Consider the following 15,617-nt stretch of genomic DNA (forward strand, 5'->3'; position numbering starts at 1 on the left):
GAGCGGGGGGCGCCGTCCCCGCTCCGGGCCCTCCGGCCGTCAGCGCACGTCGTCGGCCGTCAGCAGCCGGGCGTCGTCAGCGGCCGAGCAGCGGGACGTCGATGTCGCCCAGGTGGTAGGCGCGCACGGCCTGGACGAGCTCCTCGACGGACAGCTGGCCGTCGCCGTTGGCGTCGATCTGGCGGAACGCCTCGGCGGGCTCGACGCTCGAGACGCCGATCGCGTCCAGCCAGGTCTTGAACTCGGCCGGGTTGACCTGGCCGTCGCCGTCCACGTCGACCAGCTCGACCATGGCCTGGATGGTCGGCTTGACGACCCGGCCGAAGCCGGCGCCGCCGTTCTCCAGGATGTGCTCCTCGGCGATGTGGTTGAACTGCTCGGGGGTGAGCGCACCGGTCTGCTCGTCGATGCCGGCCTTGTCGGCGAAGAAGCTCCACATGCCGAGGTACGCCTCGGTCAGCTGGCGGCCGGCCGGGGAGACCGGGGCCTCGCCGAACGCCTGCAGGATGCGCTGGGCCTCGGCCTGCCAGTCGGAGCGGTCGATCTGGCCGTCACCGTTCACGTCCCAGAGGTCGAAACGCTTCTGGGCACGGTCGAGCTGCACGGAAGTGGTCATCGCGGGTTTCTCCAGTGTGGGTCTGGCGCGGGCGGTGGCCGTCCCAGGGACGGGGCCGGCGGGTGCCGCCCGGCGGGCGGTGCTTTCGCATGGGCCGTCACACCATCGGTGCGGCAACGGAACGTCACACTACCGGCACGCTGAGCGACGGATCGCACACGTGCGGCCAACCGGGTGACCTTCTCGGTTCGTTGACGCTCCGCCAGTCGTACGGTCCTTGAACCACGGCTTCCGCGCCACGATTTGGGGACACCGTCAACGGTTTCGCGGGCGGCCTCCCGAGTGGGTGACCGGGCGCGTTTCCGCCACCCGCCGGGCCCCGGACCGGTCCTACGCTCGAAGGATGACCGAAACGCTTCCGCCGCCCGCCACCCTTCCCCCGCTCCCGGCGCTGCCGATGACCGAGTGGGGCCCGCAGGCGTTCGCCGCCGTGCACGCCCTGCACGGGGCGGTGGAGGAGGCCGCGACGGCGGCCGGGCTCGACCCGCTGCTGCTGGAACTGGTGCGGCTGCGCTGCTCGCAGCTGAACGGCTGCGTGTACTGCGTCGGCCTGCACACGGAGTCGGCCCGCAAGGCGGGCGAACGGGACGAACGGCTGGCCCAGTTGGTGGTGTGGCGGGAGTCCGAGCTGTTCACGCCCCGGGAGCGGGCCGCGCTAGCCCTGGCCGAGGCGGTCACCCGGCTGACCGACCGGGCGGAGGGCGCCCGGGCCAGGCGGGCCGCGCAGGCGGTGCTGTCGGAGCCGGAGGCGGCGTTCGTGGCGTGGGCGGCGACCGTGGTGAACACCTACAACCGGATCGCGGTCACCTCGCGCCCGGTGGCGACCGAGACGCTCTGAGTCCGGCGGCCGCCCGGCCCCGCACCCGACCGCGCCCGACCGCGCCCGACCGTCCCGCTCGCACCCGGCCGTCCCAGGCCGTCCCCGGCCGCACCCGGCCGCCCCCGGCTGCACCCGGTCGCGGGTTCCGGCCGGTTCGCCGGAAGCCGGTGGCGGGTGCAGGCTTGAGGGATGGCGACGGACTTCGACGGCTCCCCCTCCGGTGCGGCACTGGTCTCGGCGATGGCGGCCGGGCCGGTGCTGCTCGACGGCGGCCTGTCGAACCAACTGGCCGCGCAGGGCTGTGACTTGTCGGACGCACTGTGGTCGGCCCGGCTGCTGCTGGACGAGCCCCGGCAACTGGTCGCGGCGCACCGGGCGTACTTCCTGGCGGGGGCCCGGGTGGCAACCACCGCGAGCTACCAGGCGAGCCGTGCCGGTTTCGCCACCCGGGGCGTGGACGCGGCGAAGACGGACCGGCTGCTGGCGCTGAGCGTGGAGGTGGCGCGGCTGGCCGCCGAGGAGGTGGCGGCGGAGCTGGGCGACGGCCGTCCGCGCTGGGTGGCGGCGTCGGTGGGACCGTACGGGGCGGTGCTGGCGGACGGTTCGGAGTACCGGGGCCACTACGGGCTGTCGGCCGCGGAGTTGGCGGAGTTCCACCGTCCCCGGCTGGAGGTGCTGGCGGCGGCCGGGCCGGACGTGCTGGCGGTGGAGACGGTGCCCGACCTGCTGGAGGCGGCCGTCCTGGCGGAGTGCGTGCGGGGGTTGGGGGTGCCGGTGTGGTTCTCGTTCGGTGCGGCGGACGGGCTGACCCGGGGCGGGGAGCCGCTCGCGGAGGTGTTCGCGCTGGTGGCGGAGGTGCCGGAGGCGGTGGCGGTGGGTGTCAACTGCTGTGCGCCGCAGGAGGTCGAGGCGGCGGTGGCGCTGGCGGCGGAGGTGACCGGCCTGCCCGCGGTGGCCTACCCCAACAGCGGGGAGGGCTGGGACGCGGCGGCCCGGCGCTGGACGGGCCCGGCGGCGTTCGATCCCGCGCTGGCGGCGTCCTGGGTGGCAGCCGGGGCCCGGCTGGTCGGCGGCTGCTGCCGGGTCGGCCCGGCGGCGATCGCGGCGATCGCCGAGCGCGCGACGGGCGTCGACGCGGGACCCGGCGAGCGGCCCGGCGGGTAATCGGGTGGGGCGCCGTCCGGCCGGTCTGGTACTGATGGCGGGCCGGACGGCGCAGGCAGCGGCAGAAAGGGACGGGACGACGGTGGACGCGGTGGCGGTCGAACGGGTGAACGCGCTGGGGGCGCGCTGGGGGCGGGAGTTGGACTTCGCGGCCGGCCAGGTCTGGACGGCCCTCGGGGTGTGGCCGCTGCTGGCGCTGCTGGCGGCGGGCGCGCACGGCCCGGCCCGCGACGAGCTGACCGCCGCCCTGGGCCTCCCGGCCGAACAGGCCCCTTCAGTGGCACGGGAGTTGCTGGCACGGGTGGGTGAAGTACCGGGCTGCACTACGGCGTTGGGGCTGTGGACGGCGAACGGGGTCGAGGTGGAGCCCGGCTGGCTGGAGCGGCTGGACGCCTCGATGTGGGGGAAGTTGACCGGCGACGAGGCCAAGGACCGGGCAGCGCTGGACGGTTGGGTGCGGGAGCGGACCGGCGGCCTGATCGAGCGGATGCCGGCGGAGCTGTCCGGGACGCTCCTGCTGCTGGCCTCGGCGCTGACGGTGCGCACCGCGTGGGCGAAGCCGTTCCGGCCGGCCCGCTCCCGGACCGACCTGGGTCCGTGGGCCTGGCGGCAGTTCACCCTGCTCACGGCCTCCGGCCCGGAGCTGTACGAGCGGATCGCGGTGGCGGAGACCTCGGCGGGCCCGGTGACGGAGGTCCGGGTGGTGGGCGACGGCGAGGTGGACGTGCACCTGGTGCTCGGCGCGGAGGCGGCCGAGCCGGGCGCGGTGGTGGCGGCCGGGTTCGAGCTGCTGTCGGGCGCGGCCTGGCGGATGCCGGTGGAGGGCCTGTCGGACGGGGAGGAGTGGCCGGGGCTGGAGGTGGAGTCGGTGGAGTCCTCGGCGCCGCGGAACTCGGGCGTGCTGGAGACGGTGGCCTTCCGGGTGGCGGCGGAGCACGACCTGCTGGCGCTCGCCGGGCTGTTCGGCCTGGGCACGGCTGCCGGGCCCGGCAGCCACTTCCCGGGCATCAGCCGGAGCACCCCGCTGCGGGTCGGCGGGGCCAAGCAGGCCGCGGTGGCGGAGTTCTCCGCGAAGGGCTTCGAGGCGAGCGCGGTCACCGTGGTGGAGATGACCCGGGGCATGGCGGTGGGCGGCCCCTCCCCCTTCCGCTCGCGCCGGGCGACGGCCCGCTTCGACCGCCCGTTCGCCTTCCTCGCGGTGCACCGCCCGACCGGCCTGGCCCTGGTCGCGGGCTGGGTGGCGGAGCCGGCGGGGGCCTGACGCACCGGGTCGGAGGTTCGGTGCGGCGGCGGGGCGCGGCGGGGCGGGGGTTTCGTGGCTTCGGCCAGTACGCCGCGCGGCCCGGTCGCCGGGAGGATTCCGGGCAGGGGCCGCGGCCGGGGGCCGACGCCACGGAGCGAGGGGACCGCACTGATGGGCACGCAGCTGTACGACGGGATCGGGGAGTCGTTCGAGGGGTTCAAGACCTTGCCGCTGGCGCGGTACGGCGAGGTGCCGGCCTTCCTGGCCATGGTGGGGGACGTGCACGGCCGGTCGGTGCTCGACCTGGCGTGCGGGACGGGGTTCTACAGCCGTGAGCTGCGGCGGCGCGGCGCCTCCCGGGTGCTGGGGGTGGACGTCTCCCCGGTGATGGTGGACGCGGCGCGGGCGGCGGAGGAGCGCGAGCCGCTGGGGGTGGCGTACGAGGTGGGGGACGTCGCGGAGCTGCGGGCGTTCGGGGAGCCGTTCGACCTGGCGGTGGCGGTGCAGGCGTTCAACTACGCGCCGGACGTGGCGGCGTTGGAGCGGATGTGCCGCCGGATCCACCGGTCCCTGGTGCCGGGCGGCGGGTTCTTCGTGTTCGGGCAGAGTCCGGAGTTCCGGTTCGACGGGCCGCCGCTGGACAAGTACGGCTTCCGCTGCGAGCGGGCGGGCGAGGACACCGAGATCGGCCCGCGGGTGCGGGTGACGGCGCTGCTGGAGCCGCCGGTCTCGTTCCCGGCGAACCCGCCGTCCCGCGCGGTGTACGAGTCCTGCCTGCGGGGGGCCGGGTTCCGCGGCCTGGAGTGGGTGCCGCTGGAGGTGTCGGCGGAGGGCCTGGCGGCGTTCGGCGCGGAGTTCTGGGCGGACCTGGTGGAGAACCCGCCGCTGGTGATGCTCCGCTGCCGGGCCTAGCCGGCGCGGCCCGGGGGACGGAAGGGCCGCCCGGGGGACGGGGGACGGACGGGGGACGGACGGGGGCCGGACGGAGGACGGGGCGGCGGGACGGGGCGGCCGGGTAGTACGGTCTTCGAGGGCGCGTCGCCCCGTTCTCGGTGTCGTGGTCGGCATGGTCGACCGGTGTTCGGTGGAGGTGGCGGGTGCCCGGTGCGATCCAGTCGCTGTCGCGGGCGGCCGCGATCCTGCGGCTGCTGGCGGGCGGGGAGCGTCGGCTGGGCCTGTCGGAGGTGGCGGCGGGACTGGGGCTGGCGAAGGGCACCGCGCACGGGATCCTGCGCACGCTCCAGCAGGAGGGCTTCGTCGAGCAGGACCCGGAGAGCGGCAAGTACCAGTTGGGGGCGGAGCTGCTGCGGCTGGGCCAGAGCTACCTGGACGTGCACGAGCTGCGGGCCCGGGCGCTGGTGTGGGCGGACGACCTGGCGCGGGCGGCCGGGGAGACGGTGTACCTGGGGGTGCTGCACCAGCGGGGGGTGCTGGTGGTGCACCACGTGTTCCGGCCGGACGACTCGCGGCAGGTGCTGGAGGTCGGTTCGATGCAGCCGCTGCACGCGACGGCGCTGGGCAAGGTGCTGCTGGCGTACGACCCGGTGGCGCGCGGCGAGTTGGGCGACGGCCCGTGGGAGGCGTTCACGGCCCGGACGGTGACGGAGCCGGCCGCGCTGGACGCGCAGTGCGCGCTGGTGCGCGAGCGGGGCTGGGCGGACGCGGTGGAGGAGACCTGGGAGGGGGTGGCCTCGGTGGCGGCGCTGGTCCAGGACCGGCGGCGCAACCCGGTGGGCGCGGTGTGCGTGTCGGGCGCGGTGGAGACGGTGTGCGGCCCGGACGGCGCGGTGCGGCCGGCGCTGGTGGCCTCGGTGCGGACGGCGGCCCGGGCGATCTCCCGGGACTTGGGCGCGCACCGGTTCTGAGCCCCGGGCCGGTGCGCGGGCTGCGTCACACCGCCTTGACGGCGGGCGTCCGGCTGCGGTTGGCTTCCGAAGGTCGTTCGACATTGTCGAACGCCGTCCGGCCGCCCCGGGCCGACCGTCCCGCCGGGTTTGCCGGACCCGCGCGTACGGGGACTGACGAATGGTCACCCCCGCCCCGTTGCCGCCCACGAGCCGAGGTACCGCATGACTGCCAGCCACATCGCCGCGATCGACCAGGGCACCACGTCCAGCCGGTGCATCCTGTTCGACGCGGACGGCCGGATCGTCGCCGTCGAGCAGCAGGAGCACTCGCAGGTCTTCCCGCGGCCCGGCTGGGTGGAGCACGACGCGGCGGAGATCTGGACCAGGGTGCGCTCGGTGGTGCGCGGCGCGCTGGCGAAGGCCGGGCTGACCGCGGCGGACATCAGGGCGGTGGGCATCACCAACCAGCGCGAGACCACGGTGCTGTGGGACCGGCACACCGGCGTGCCGGTGCACAACGCGATCGTCTGGCAGGACACCCGCACCGAGGCGCTCTGCCGCGAGCTGGGCCGCAACGTCGGCCAGGACCGGTTCCGCCGGGAGACCGGCCTGCCGCTGGCCAGCTACTTCGCCGGCCCGAAGATCCGCTGGCTGCTGGACCACGTCGAGGGCCTGCGCGAGCGCGCCGAGGCCGGGGACGTGCTGTTCGGGACGATGGACAGCTGGCTGATCTGGAACCTGACCGGCGGCGTGGACGGCGGCCGGCACGTCACCGACGTCACCAACGCCTCCCGCACCCTGCTGATGAACCTGCACACCCTCCAGTGGGACGAGCGGATCGCCGAGTCGATCGGCGTCCCGCCGGCGATGCTGCCGGAGATCCGCTCCTCCGCCGAGGTGTACGGCGAGGCGGTCGGCGACCTGGCGGGCGTGCCGGTCGCGGCGGCGCTCGGCGACCAGCAGGCGGCGCTGTTCGGCCAGACCTGCTTCGCCGAGGGCGAGGCCAAGTCGACGTACGGCACCGGCACCTTCCTGCTGCTGAACACCGGCGGGAGGGTCGTCCACTCGTACCACGGGCTGCTCACCACGGTCGGCTTCCGGATCGGCGAGCAGCCGCCGGTGTACGCCCTGGAGGGGTCGATCGCGGTGACCGGCTCGCTGGTGCAGTGGCTGCGCGACCAGCTCGGGATCATCTCGACGGCCGCCGAGGTCGAGACCCTGGCGGGCACCGTGGAGGACAACGGCGGCGCGTACGTGGTGCCCGCGTTCTCCGGCCTGTTCGCGCCGTACTGGCGCTCCGACGCGCGCGGCGTGATCACCGGGCTGACCAGGTACGTCACCAAGGGGCACCTGGCGCGGGCGGTGCTGGAGGCGACGGCCTGGCAGACCCGGGAGGTGGTGGACGCGATGCAGAAGGACTCCGGGGTCACGCTGACCGCGCTGAAGGTGGACGGCGGGATGACCTCCAACAACCTGCTGATGCAGTGCATCGCGGACGTGCTGGACGTCCCGGTCGAGCGCCCGTACGTCGCCGAGACCACCGCGCTGGGCGCGGCCTACGCGGCGGGCCTGGCGGTCGGCTTCTGGGACGGCCAGGAGACGCTGCGGGCGAACTGGCACCGGGCCGCCGAGTGGACGCCGAAGATGGCCGCCGACACGCGCGAGCGCGAGCACCGCAACTGGTTGAAGGCCGTGGAGCGCACCATGGGCTGGATCGACCAGGACGAGCAGCCGGGGGCCTGACCCCCGACCCGCCCGGCAGGACCCACCGATCGGAAGGAGCAGCGGACCGGCCCACGGCTCGTCCGACACACACCATGGCAACCACCCCGCACCCCGTGGCCACCGTCCCGACCCTGGGCGCCGAGCGCACCGCGGGCCGGCTCGCCCCGCGCGCCGCCACCCGCGAGCTGCTCGGCCGGGCCCGCTACGACCTGCTGGTGATCGGCGGCGGCATCCTGGGCACCGCCACCGCGTGGACGGCCGCCCAGGCCGGGTTGAAGGTGGCCATGGTGGACGCCGGGGACTTCGCCAACGCGACCTCCTCGGCCTCGTCCAAGCTGGTCCACGGCGGGCTGCGCTACCTGCAGACCGGCGCGGTGCGGCTGGTCGCCGAGAACCACCGGGAGCGCCGGGCGCTGGCGACCGACGTGGCCCCGCACCTGGTCAGCCCGCTGACCTTCTTCGTGCCGGTGTACGAGGGCGGGCCGCACTCGGCGCCGAAGCTCGGCGCGGGCGTGTTCCTGTACTCGGCGCTGTCGGCGTTCCGCGACGGCCTGGGCCGGGTGGTCTCCCCGTCGGTGGCGGCCCGCGCGGTGCCGGGGCTGCGCACCGAAGGGCTGCGGCGGGTCGCGGTGTACGGCGACCACCAGATGAACGACGCCCGGATGGCCGTGATGACGGTGCGGGCGGCGGTGGACGCGGGCGCGGTGGTGCTCAACCACGCCGAGGTGACCGGGCTGCGCTTCACCCGCGGCCGGGTCACCGGCGCGGAGGTGCGCGACACCCTGGACGGCACGGAGTTCGGGGTGGACGCCCGGCTGGTGCTGAACGCCACCGGCCCGTGGGTGGACCGCCTGCGGCAGATGGAGCACGCGGGCGCGGCGCCGTCGATCCGGCTGTCCAAGGGCGCGCACGTGGTGCTGCGCCGGCAGGCGCCGTGGCGGGCGGCGCTGACCATCCCGATCGACCACTACCGGGTGTCGTTCGCCATCCCGTGGGAGGACCACGTCCTGCTCGGCACCACCGACGAGGAGTACGCCGGCGATCCGCTGGAGGTGCGGGCCGGCGAGGCGGACGTCGACCAGATCCTGGCCGAGGCCGGGCACGCGGTGCGCGGCGAGCACCTGCGCCGGGAGGACATCACGTACGCCTTCGCGGGCCTGCGGGTGCTGCCGGGCGGGCCCGGGGGGACCGCGGCGGCCAAGCGGGAGACGGTGGTGACCGAGGGCCGGGCCGGGATGCTGTCGGTGGCGGGCGGCAAGTGGACGACGTACCGGCACATCGGCCGGGTGGTGCTGGAGAAGCTCAAGCACGCCCCGGGCGTGGGCCTGGCCGAGGACGTCTCGCCGATCCCGCCGACCGTCCCGCTGCCGGGCATCGGCTCCCCGCAGGCGGTGGCCCGCCGGCTGCTGACCGACCGCGAGCCGGGCGGCCGGATGGACCCGCTGGTGGCCCGCAACCTGGCCACCCACTACGGCACGCTGTCCTTCGACATCGCCCGGCTGATCGCCGAGCGCCCCGAGCTGGGCGAGCGGATCCACCCGGACGGGCCGGACGTGTGGGCGCAGGTGGTGTACGCGGCCGAGCAGGAGTGGGCGTACACGGTGGACGACGTGCTGCGGCGGCGCACCACGCTGACGGTGCGCGGGCTGGACGGCACGGAGGTGCGCAAGCGCACCGCGGAGCTGCTGGCCCGGTAGCCGGGGACAGGGCGACGCCCTCCGGGAGAAGCGGGAAGTCCGGAGGGCGTCGCGGCTTTTTTCGGGGCTGCCGGGGCTGATCGTCAGATGATCAGGCTGAGCGGCAGGATCAGCGCGATGGCGACCACCGAGATGATCGTCTCCATCACCGACCAGGACTTCAGCGTCTGGCCGACGCTCATCCCGAAGTACTCCTTCACCAGCCAGAACCCGGCGTCGTTGACGTGCGACAGGAACAGCGACCCGGCGCCGATCGCCAGCACCAGCAGCGCGGCGTGGCTGGTGGACATCCCGGCGGCCAGCGGGCCGACGATGCCCGCGGCGGTGATGGTGGCGACCGTCGCCGAGCCGGTGGCCAGCCGGATCAGCACCGCGATCAGCCAGCCCAGCAGCAGCGCGGAGACGTGCCACTTGCCGGACCACTCGCTGACCGCCTGGCCGACGCCGACGTCGATCAGGGTCTGCTTGAAGCCGCCGCCCGCGCCGACGATGAACACGATCCCGGCGATCGGGCCGAGCGCGGAGCCGACCGTCTCGGAGATCCGGCCCTTGTCGAAGCCGGCCGCCCGGCCCAGGGTGAGCATGCCGAGCAGGGTCGCGGCGAGCAGCGCGATCAGCGGGGAGCCGATGAAGTCGAGGACCCGCTGGACGGTGGCCTTCGGGTCGTCGACCACCACGTCCGCCAGCGCCTTGCCGAGCATCAGCACCACCGGCAGCAGGATGGTGGCCAGCACGGCGCCGAACTTCGGGCTCCGCTCGCGCTTGACGGTGTCGACCGGCGCGGTCTCGACCGGGAGCTCCAGCGGGCCGACCCAGCGCTGGGCGAGCCGGCCGAACAGCGGGCCGGCCACGATCAGGGTCGGGACGGCGATCAGCAGGCCGAGCGCCAGGGTCACGCCCAGGTCGGCGTGCAGGGCGTCGACGGCGACCAGCGGGCCCGGGTGCGGCGGGACGAGGCCGTGCAGCACCGAGAGGCCGGCCAGCGCGGGGATGCCGATCCCGATCAGCGGGGCGTTGCCGCGCCGGGCCACCAGCAGCACGATCGGCACCAGCAGCACCACGCCGACCTCGAAGAACAGCGGCAGACCGAGCACGGCGGCGATCAGCGCCATCGCCCAGGGCAGCAGCCTGGGGCCGGTGCGGGCCAGCACGGTGTCCGCGATGGTGTTGGCGCCGCCCGAGTCGGCGAGCAGCTTGCCGAGCATCGCGCCCAGGCCGATCAGGAGGCCCACCGAGGCGACGGTGGCGCCGAAACCGGTGGAGAAGCTGGCCAGCAGCTTGTCGAAGGGCGCCCCGGCGACGGCCGCCAGCAGCCCGGAGCCGAGCGTGAGGGCCAGGAACGGGTGCAGCTTGAGCTTGGTGATCAGCAGCACGATCGCGCCGATGGCGAGCAGCACGGCGAGCAGCAGTTGGCCGTTGCTCGCGGTGTGCGGCAGCGCCGGTGCGTCGGCCGCCAGCAGGGTGGGGGTCACGGGGGTCTCCATTGACGGGCCGCCACCGCCCGGCTGTCGGGCGGACGGTGGCGGGGTGTGACGTGGGGGGTGGGGGCTCAGCGGGCCAGGGCGGCGACGGCGCGCTCGACCAGCGTGTCGGGGTCGGCGTCGACGTCCAGCACGGTGCCGTTCTCGTCCGGTTGGAGCGGTTCGAGCGCGGCGTACTGGGAGTCCAGCAGCGAGGGCGGCATGAAGTGGCCGGTGCGGTGCGCGAGCCGGTCGCCGACCAGGTCGTGGCCGCCGGACAGGTGCAGGAAGAACGCGTCCGGGCAGGCGGCCCGCAGCACGTCCCGGTAGCTCCGCTTGAGCGCGGAGCAGGTGACCACTCCCCCGCCGCCGGCCGCGGCCCGCTCCCCCAGCCAGCCGCCGAGGGCGCGCAGCCAGGGCTGCCGGTCCTGGTCGTCGAGCGGGGTGCCGGCGCTCATCTTGGCGATGTTGGCGGCGGGGTGGAAGTCGTCGGCCTCGGCGTACGGAAGCCCGAGACGCTCGGCGAGCAGCCGGGCGACGGTGGTCTTCCCGACTCCGGAGACCCCCATCACCACGACGGCGGGGGGCTGCTGGATCTCGGCGCTGAGAGCCATGGGTGGTGCTCCTGTCCTTGCCTGCTTGCGTGGGCAACCTTGGCGCAAAGGTATGACTTATTCAAGCGACCGAAACCCAATCGTCATACTTTTTGGCATCCGGCCTGGTGGGAGGGGGCGGGACGGGGGCCGCCTTCCCCGTGATCGCGCCGATAAGCTGGCCGGATGGAGATCCAGGGGTTGCCCGGCCGGCTGCTCGCCGAACTCGGTCCGGCCATCGCCTCCGGGGAGTTGCCGGAGGGGACGGTGCTGCGCGCCGAGGAGCTGGAGCAGCGGCACGGGGTGTCCCGCACGGTGGTGCGGGAGGCGGTGCGCATCCTGGAGTCGATGCGGCTGGTCGAGCCGCGCCGGCGGGTCGGCATCACCGTCCGCCCGAAGGCCGACTGGGACGTGTTCGATCCGCTGGTGATCCGCTGGCGGCTGGCCGGGGCGGACCGCTCGGCGCAGCTGCGTTCGCTGGGTTCGCTGCGGGTCGCGGTGGAGCCCGCGGCGGCGGCGCTGGCGGCCCGGTGCGCGGGGGACGACGACCGGCGGGAGTTGAGCGCGCTGGCCGTCGAGCTGACCGTCACCGCGCGGGCCGCGGACCTGGACGCCTTCCTGGCGCACGACATCGCCTTCCACGCGGCGGTGCTGCGGGCGTCCGGCAACGAGATGTTCGCGCACCTGAAGGACACCGTGGGCGCGGTCCTCACCGGCCGCACCGAGCACCGGCTGATGCCGCACCGGCCGCGCGAGTACGCCGTCCAGTTGCACCGGGAGGTGGCGCAGGCGATCTGCGCGGGCGATCCGGAGCTGGCGGAGCGGGCGATGCGGACCATCGTGGTCGGCGCGCTGGAGGAGTTGGACGCCACCCTGCCCGACTGAGCGCCCGAGCCCGCGCCCGCCGACCGGACAGCCGCCGACCGAACCGCCGCCGACCGAACACCCGCCGACCGAACCGCCGCCGACCGAACACCCGCCGACCGCCGACCGGTTGGCCGCCGCCCGGTTGGCCGCCGAGGGCGCCCTTGCGGTCCCGGTTACGATCCTGTCGGGGAGCCGGGGGGCGCCGTCGGTGCGACACGCCCACGGTCGACTGGATCGGCCCTCCCGGCGGAATAGCCTCCCCCGGACGGGGCAGGGCTGGTCTCGGTGCGTCCGCGGGGGCGCACGGGCGACAGGGGGTCGGTGATGGCCGTTCGTCGGCGCGGGCGGCTGCCGGACGAGGTGCGGGCGGCCGCCGTCCGGGCGGGCATGGCGTTCGCCTTCACGGTGTTCACCTTCGTGGTGGCGCTGTTCGCGTCCTGGGCGCACACCGGGCTGCTGACACCGGCGTTGGCGCTGATGGCGCTGGGGGTCTTCGCGCTCGCCTGGTGCCTGATCGACGTGGTGGTCTCCCGGCAGGTCGCCGCCTCCCGCCGCCGCGCCCCCAACTCGGCCGGGCCGCTGGAGGGTTCGCGCGGGCACGGGAGCGGGCGGCGGCACCGCTGACGGCCGGTCAGCCCCGCTGGTGGCGGCCGGGGGTGGTGCCGAAGGCGTGCCGGAACGCCTCGATGAACGCGCTCGGCGAGCGGAAGCCGCAGGCGGCGGCGGTGGCGGTGACCGAGCGGCCCCGGGCGAGCAGCACCAGGGCGTGCTGGAGGCGCAGTTGGGTGCGCCACTGCGGGAAGCCGAGGCCGAGTTCGGCGCGGAAGAGCCGGCTGAGGGTGCGTTCGGCGGCGCCGACGGCGCGGCCGAGTTCGGCCAGTGAGCGGTCGTCGGCGGGGTCGGCGGCCAGCAGGTCGGCCAGGTCGCGCAGCCGGGGGTCGGTGGGCCGCGGGAGGCCGAGCGGGAGTTCGGGGGCGTGCGCGAGCTGGTCCAGGGCGGCCTGCTCGAGGGTCCGGGCGGGGCGTCCGGCGGGGGCGCCGGGGCCGGTCAGGTGGGCGATGATCTCGCGCAGCAGCGGGGTGACGGCCAGCACGGCGGGCGCGGCGAGGCGCAGCGGGCTGGTCCCCGCCGGGTAGACCAGGCAGCGCAACTCGCTGGGCCCGTGCGCCCGGTGGGTGTGCGGGACGCCGGCGGGCAGCCACACCGCGCGGTGCGGCGGGACGACCCAGCGGCCGTACGGGGTGCTCACCTCCAGCACGCCCAGGCCGGGGGTGATCAGCTGGTTGACGTCGTGCCAGTGCCAGTCGATCCGCTCCCGGTGCGCCAGCGGGTGCCGGCTGGGGCCGGTCTCCTTCTGGTGGGGCGCGTCCTCCTGCGGGCGGCCCTCGGACGGTTGGCGGGTTGGCGACATGGATTGGCAGAGTACCGGAAGCCCGCACCCCGCCGCGGCCGCCACCCTGGTGCGCATGACGAGTGAACTGCCCGGCGTGTGGCGCCGGATGCGGATGTGGGGCGCGGCGCACGCCGTGGACGACCTGTACCAGGGCCTGGTCCCGGCGGTGGTGCCGTACTTCGTGCTGGAGCGCGGCTACGGGTACGTGGCGGCGGGCGGGTTGACCCTGGCGGCGACGCTGGGCAGCGCCGTCCCGCAGCCGCTGGTGGGCCTGCTGGTGGACCGGCGCCCGCTGCCCTGGCTGTCGGCGGCGGGGCTGGCGCTGGCCGGGGTGGGCGCGGGGCTGAGCGGGCTGGCCGACGGGTACGCGCTGGTGTGGCTGCTGGTGCTGCTCTCCGGCCTGGGGGTGGCGGTCTTCCACCCGGCGGCGGGGCGGGCGGCCCGGGAGGCGGCGGGCGACTCCACCAGCGCGATGAGCGTCTTCGCGGCGGGCGGCAGCGTCGGGTTCTTCCTGGCGCCGGTGCTGGCGACGCCGCTGCTGTCGGCGTGGGGCGTGCGGGCGACGGCGGTCTTCGTGCTGCCGGCGCTGCTGATGGCGGCGGTGCTGTTCCGGGCCCGGCACCGGACGCACCCGCACGCGGGCGGCGGGGCGAAGCGCTCCGGCCGGGACCGCTGGCGGCCGTTCCTGGTGCTGACCGGGGTGGAGGTGGTCCGCTCGGTGGTGTTCTTCGGCGTCAGCACCTTCATCGAGCTGTACTGGCTGCGGCAGTTGCACGCCTCCCACCTGCTGGCCGGGGCGGCGCTGACCTGCTTCCTGCTCGGCGGCGTGGCGGGCACCCTGGGCGGCGGGCGGCTGGCCGACCGGATCGGCATGGTGCGCACCGCGCAGTGGGGCACCGCGCTGACCGTCCCGATGCTGGTGCTGCTGCGGGTGACGCCGGGCGCGTGGGCGCCGCTGCTGTTCGCCGTGCTGGCGGGCGCGGCGCTGAACCTGCCGTTCGCCGTGCTGGTCAAGCTCGGCCAGGACTACCTGCCCAACCGTCCGGGCACCGCGGCCGGCGTCACCCTGGGCCTGGCCGTCAGCGTCGGCGGCCTGATCGCCCCGCTGTTCGGCCTGGTCGCCCAGCAGCACGGCCCGCAGGGCGTGATGTGGCTGCTGCCGGCGATCCCGCTGCTGGGCGTCGCGCTGGGCGCGTTCATGGTCGAACCGGGCCGCTGGAAGGACGCGGACGGCGCGGACCGCGACCTCGAACCGGCCGGGAGCGCCGCCGCCTCCTAGGCTGGGCGGCATGAGCCCTTCGATCGCCACCAACACCCGGGTCGGGCTGGACGAGCTGCTGGAGTTCGTCCGCCCCCGCCACCGCGCCCTGCTGATCACCCGCCGCGCCGACGGCACCCCGCAGGCATCCCCGCTGACCTGCGGGGTGGACGACGACGGCCGGATCGTCGTCTCGACCTACCCGGAACGGGCGAAGACCCGCAACGCCAAGCGGGACGCCGCGGTGAGCGTGCTGGTGCTCTCCGACGACTGGGACGGCCCCTGGGTGCAGGTCGACGGCGAGGCCGAGGTGCTGGACATGCCGGAGGCGCTGGAGCCGCTGGTGGAGTACTTCCGCAACATCGCGGGCGAGCACCCGGACTGGGACGAGTACCGCGAGGCGATGCGCCGCCAGGGCAAGTCGCTGATCCGGATCACCCCGCGCCGCTGGGGCCCGATCGCCACCGGCGGCTTCCCGGCCCGGCTGGCGCCCGCGCAGTAGCCGCCCTGCCGTGGCCGCCCTGCAGTAGCCGCCCTGCGCCGGGCGGGTGCACCCGGGGCGCCCCGGCGGCGCACCGGCTGGTCGCGAGTGGCTGGCCGATCCGGCGACCTGGCTGCTGCCGCGCGGCGACCGGGCCGGCCGAGCTGGTGGGCGAGGAGCTGCGGGCGTTCGTCGCGGCGGACACCGCCCGGCTGGTCCGGCTGGTCCGGCTGGTCCGCGCGGGGGTGATCAAGGTGCTGCACGTCGCGGAGCCGGGCGCCGAGCCCGCCGTCGTCCCGTTGGAGGACCTGCTGGACGCCCTGTGCGACCGGGAGTTGCGCCGCGACGGCGGTGACGAGGTGGAGGTCGGGTTCACCTGCGTGCTGACCCGGTCACTGGCCAACGCCCTGCGGTGAGCGCCGCGGCGCGCAGCACCCGGGCCGGGGCCTGCGC

16 protein-coding genes are annotated in these 15,617 nt (G+C 75.4%); 12 read left to right on the plus strand and 4 right to left on the minus strand.

Features of this window, described 5'->3' with window-relative positions; all coding sequences use genetic code 11:
- Window positions 1-76: 76 nt before the first annotated feature.
- Window positions 77-616 (minus strand): EF-hand domain-containing protein, encoded by a 540-nt coding sequence (locus tag ACFUEL_RS19320; RefSeq protein WP_380237566.1) that lies wholly within the window; start codon window positions 614-616, stop codon window positions 77-79.
- Window positions 617-959: 343 nt separating this feature from the next.
- On the opposite strand from ACFUEL_RS19320, the gene ACFUEL_RS19325 reads away from it, so the two are divergent.
- The 7 genes from ACFUEL_RS19325 (at window position 960) to ACFUEL_RS19355 (ending at window position 9,112) form a co-directional block, all read left to right on the plus strand.
- Window positions 960-1,454: a carboxymuconolactone decarboxylase family protein gene (locus ACFUEL_RS19325; RefSeq protein ID WP_380237567.1), complete on the plus strand. Its 495-nt coding sequence runs from the start codon at window positions 960-962 to the stop codon at window positions 1,452-1,454.
- Window positions 1,455-1,625: 171 nt separating this feature from the next.
- Complete coding sequence (mmuM, locus tag ACFUEL_RS19330; RefSeq protein ID WP_380237568.1) at window positions 1,626-2,600, plus strand: homocysteine S-methyltransferase; 975 nt, start codon at window positions 1,626-1,628, stop codon at window positions 2,598-2,600.
- A gap of 34 nt (window positions 2,601-2,634) precedes the next feature.
- A complete protein-coding gene (locus ACFUEL_RS19335) occupies window positions 2,635-3,861 on the plus strand; it encodes a serpin family protein (protein ID WP_380237569.1) in 1,227 nt (408 codons plus the stop codon).
- 153 nt (window positions 3,862-4,014) lie between these two features.
- Window positions 4,015-4,755 carry a class I SAM-dependent methyltransferase gene (locus ACFUEL_RS19340; RefSeq protein ID WP_380237570.1) on the plus strand — a complete coding sequence of 247 codons (741 nt, stop codon included), beginning with the start codon at window positions 4,015-4,017 and terminating at the stop codon, window positions 4,753-4,755.
- 185 nt (window positions 4,756-4,940) lie between these two features.
- Entirely contained in the window at window positions 4,941-5,708 is a 768-nt protein-coding gene (locus ACFUEL_RS19345) for an IclR family transcriptional regulator (RefSeq protein WP_380237571.1), read from the plus strand.
- Between the two features lie 204 nt (window positions 5,709-5,912).
- Window positions 5,913-7,433: a glycerol kinase GlpK gene (gene glpK, locus ACFUEL_RS19350; RefSeq protein WP_380237572.1), complete on the plus strand. Its 1,521-nt coding sequence runs from the start codon at window positions 5,913-5,915 to the stop codon at window positions 7,431-7,433.
- Window positions 7,434-7,507: 74 nt separating this feature from the next.
- Complete coding sequence (locus ACFUEL_RS19355) at window positions 7,508-9,112, plus strand: glycerol-3-phosphate dehydrogenase/oxidase (RefSeq protein ID WP_380237574.1); 1,605 nt, start codon at window positions 7,508-7,510, stop codon at window positions 9,110-9,112.
- Between the two features lie 83 nt (window positions 9,113-9,195).
- Here the strand turns inward: ACFUEL_RS19355 and ACFUEL_RS19360 are convergent, their stop codons facing one another.
- Both ACFUEL_RS19360 and ACFUEL_RS19365 read right to left on the minus strand, forming a co-directional pair.
- The gene (locus ACFUEL_RS19360) at window positions 9,196-10,596 is read right to left on the minus strand and encodes a gluconate:H+ symporter (protein ID WP_380237575.1); all 1,401 of its coding nucleotides are present in this window, start codon (window positions 10,594-10,596) and stop codon (window positions 9,196-9,198) included.
- 65 nt (window positions 10,597-10,661) lie between these two features.
- Entirely contained in the window at window positions 10,662-11,186 is a 525-nt protein-coding gene (locus ACFUEL_RS19365) for a gluconokinase (protein ID WP_380237577.1), read from the minus strand.
- A gap of 165 nt (window positions 11,187-11,351) precedes the next feature.
- Here ACFUEL_RS19365 and ACFUEL_RS19370 point away from each other — a divergent pair, with 165 nt between their 5' ends.
- Both ACFUEL_RS19370 and ACFUEL_RS19375 read left to right on the plus strand, forming a co-directional pair.
- Window positions 11,352-12,050, plus strand: a complete 699-nt coding sequence (locus ACFUEL_RS19370; RefSeq protein ID WP_380237578.1) for a FadR/GntR family transcriptional regulator — start codon at window positions 11,352-11,354, stop codon at window positions 12,048-12,050.
- Between the two features lie 306 nt (window positions 12,051-12,356).
- Window positions 12,357-12,656 carry a hypothetical protein gene (locus tag ACFUEL_RS19375; protein WP_380237579.1) on the plus strand — a complete coding sequence of 100 codons (300 nt, stop codon included), beginning with the start codon at window positions 12,357-12,359 and terminating at the stop codon, window positions 12,654-12,656.
- Between the two features lie 7 nt (window positions 12,657-12,663).
- Here ACFUEL_RS19375 and ACFUEL_RS19380 read toward each other — a convergent pair whose 3' ends face one another.
- Window positions 12,664-13,443: an AraC family transcriptional regulator gene (locus ACFUEL_RS19380; protein ID WP_380237580.1), complete on the minus strand. Its 780-nt coding sequence runs from the start codon at window positions 13,441-13,443 to the stop codon at window positions 12,664-12,666.
- 55 nt (window positions 13,444-13,498) lie between these two features.
- Here ACFUEL_RS19380 and ACFUEL_RS19385 point away from each other — a divergent pair, with 55 nt between their 5' ends.
- The 3 genes from ACFUEL_RS19385 to ACFUEL_RS19395 all read left to right on the plus strand — a co-directional run bounded on the left by ACFUEL_RS19385 (window position 13,499) and on the right by ACFUEL_RS19395 (window position 15,580).
- Window positions 13,499-14,704 carry an MFS transporter gene (locus ACFUEL_RS19385; RefSeq protein ID WP_380237581.1) on the plus strand — a complete coding sequence of 402 codons (1,206 nt, stop codon included), beginning with the start codon at window positions 13,499-13,501 and terminating at the stop codon, window positions 14,702-14,704.
- 10 nt (window positions 14,705-14,714) lie between these two features.
- A complete protein-coding gene (locus ACFUEL_RS19390; RefSeq protein ID WP_380237582.1) occupies window positions 14,715-15,185 on the plus strand; it encodes a PPOX class F420-dependent oxidoreductase in 471 nt (156 codons plus the stop codon).
- A 146-nt stretch (window positions 15,186-15,331) separates the two neighbouring features.
- Complete coding sequence (locus ACFUEL_RS19395; protein WP_380237583.1) at window positions 15,332-15,580, plus strand: hypothetical protein; 249 nt, start codon at window positions 15,332-15,334, stop codon at window positions 15,578-15,580.
- The last annotated feature ends 37 nt before the right edge of the window (window positions 15,581-15,617 follow it).

The organism is Kitasatospora sp. NPDC057198 (assembly GCF_042670125.1).
In the GTDB taxonomy this organism is placed as follows: domain Bacteria; phylum Actinomycetota; class Actinomycetes; order Streptomycetales; family Streptomycetaceae; genus Kitasatospora.

Excerpts from the sequence above, each read along its gene's own strand:
- ACFUEL_RS19370 (WP_380237578.1), top strand. The coding sequence starts at position 11,352 with ATGGAGATCCAGGGGTTGCCCGGCCGGCTGCTCGCCGAACTCGGTCCG.
- ACFUEL_RS19335 (WP_380237569.1), top strand. The coding sequence starts at position 2,635 with ATGGCGGGCCGGACGGCGCAGGCAGCGGCAGAAAGGGACGGGACGACG.
- ACFUEL_RS19355 (WP_380237574.1), top strand. The coding sequence starts at position 7,508 with ATGGCAACCACCCCGCACCCCGTGGCCACCGTCCCGACCCTGGGCGCC.
- ACFUEL_RS19380 (WP_380237580.1), bottom strand. The coding sequence starts at position 13,443 with ATGTCGCCAACCCGCCAACCGTCCGAGGGCCGCCCGCAGGAGGACGCG.
- ACFUEL_RS19320 (WP_380237566.1), bottom strand. The coding sequence starts at position 616 with ATGACCACTTCCGTGCAGCTCGACCGTGCCCAGAAGCGTTTCGACCTC.
- ACFUEL_RS19385 (WP_380237581.1), top strand. The coding sequence starts at position 13,499 with ATGACGAGTGAACTGCCCGGCGTGTGGCGCCGGATGCGGATGTGGGGC.
- ACFUEL_RS19365 (WP_380237577.1), bottom strand. The coding sequence starts at position 11,186 with ATGGCTCTCAGCGCCGAGATCCAGCAGCCCCCCGCCGTCGTGGTGATG.
- ACFUEL_RS19360 (WP_380237575.1), bottom strand. The coding sequence starts at position 10,596 with ATGGAGACCCCCGTGACCCCCACCCTGCTGGCGGCCGACGCACCGGCG.
- glpK (WP_380237572.1), top strand. The coding sequence starts at position 5,913 with ATGACTGCCAGCCACATCGCCGCGATCGACCAGGGCACCACGTCCAGC.
- ACFUEL_RS19390 (WP_380237582.1), top strand. The coding sequence starts at position 14,715 with ATGAGCCCTTCGATCGCCACCAACACCCGGGTCGGGCTGGACGAGCTG.
- ACFUEL_RS19340 (WP_380237570.1), top strand. The coding sequence starts at position 4,015 with ATGGGCACGCAGCTGTACGACGGGATCGGGGAGTCGTTCGAGGGGTTC.
- ACFUEL_RS19325 (WP_380237567.1), top strand. The coding sequence starts at position 960 with ATGACCGAAACGCTTCCGCCGCCCGCCACCCTTCCCCCGCTCCCGGCG.
- mmuM (WP_380237568.1), top strand. The coding sequence starts at position 1,626 with ATGGCGACGGACTTCGACGGCTCCCCCTCCGGTGCGGCACTGGTCTCG.
- ACFUEL_RS19375 (WP_380237579.1), top strand. The coding sequence starts at position 12,357 with ATGGCCGTTCGTCGGCGCGGGCGGCTGCCGGACGAGGTGCGGGCGGCC.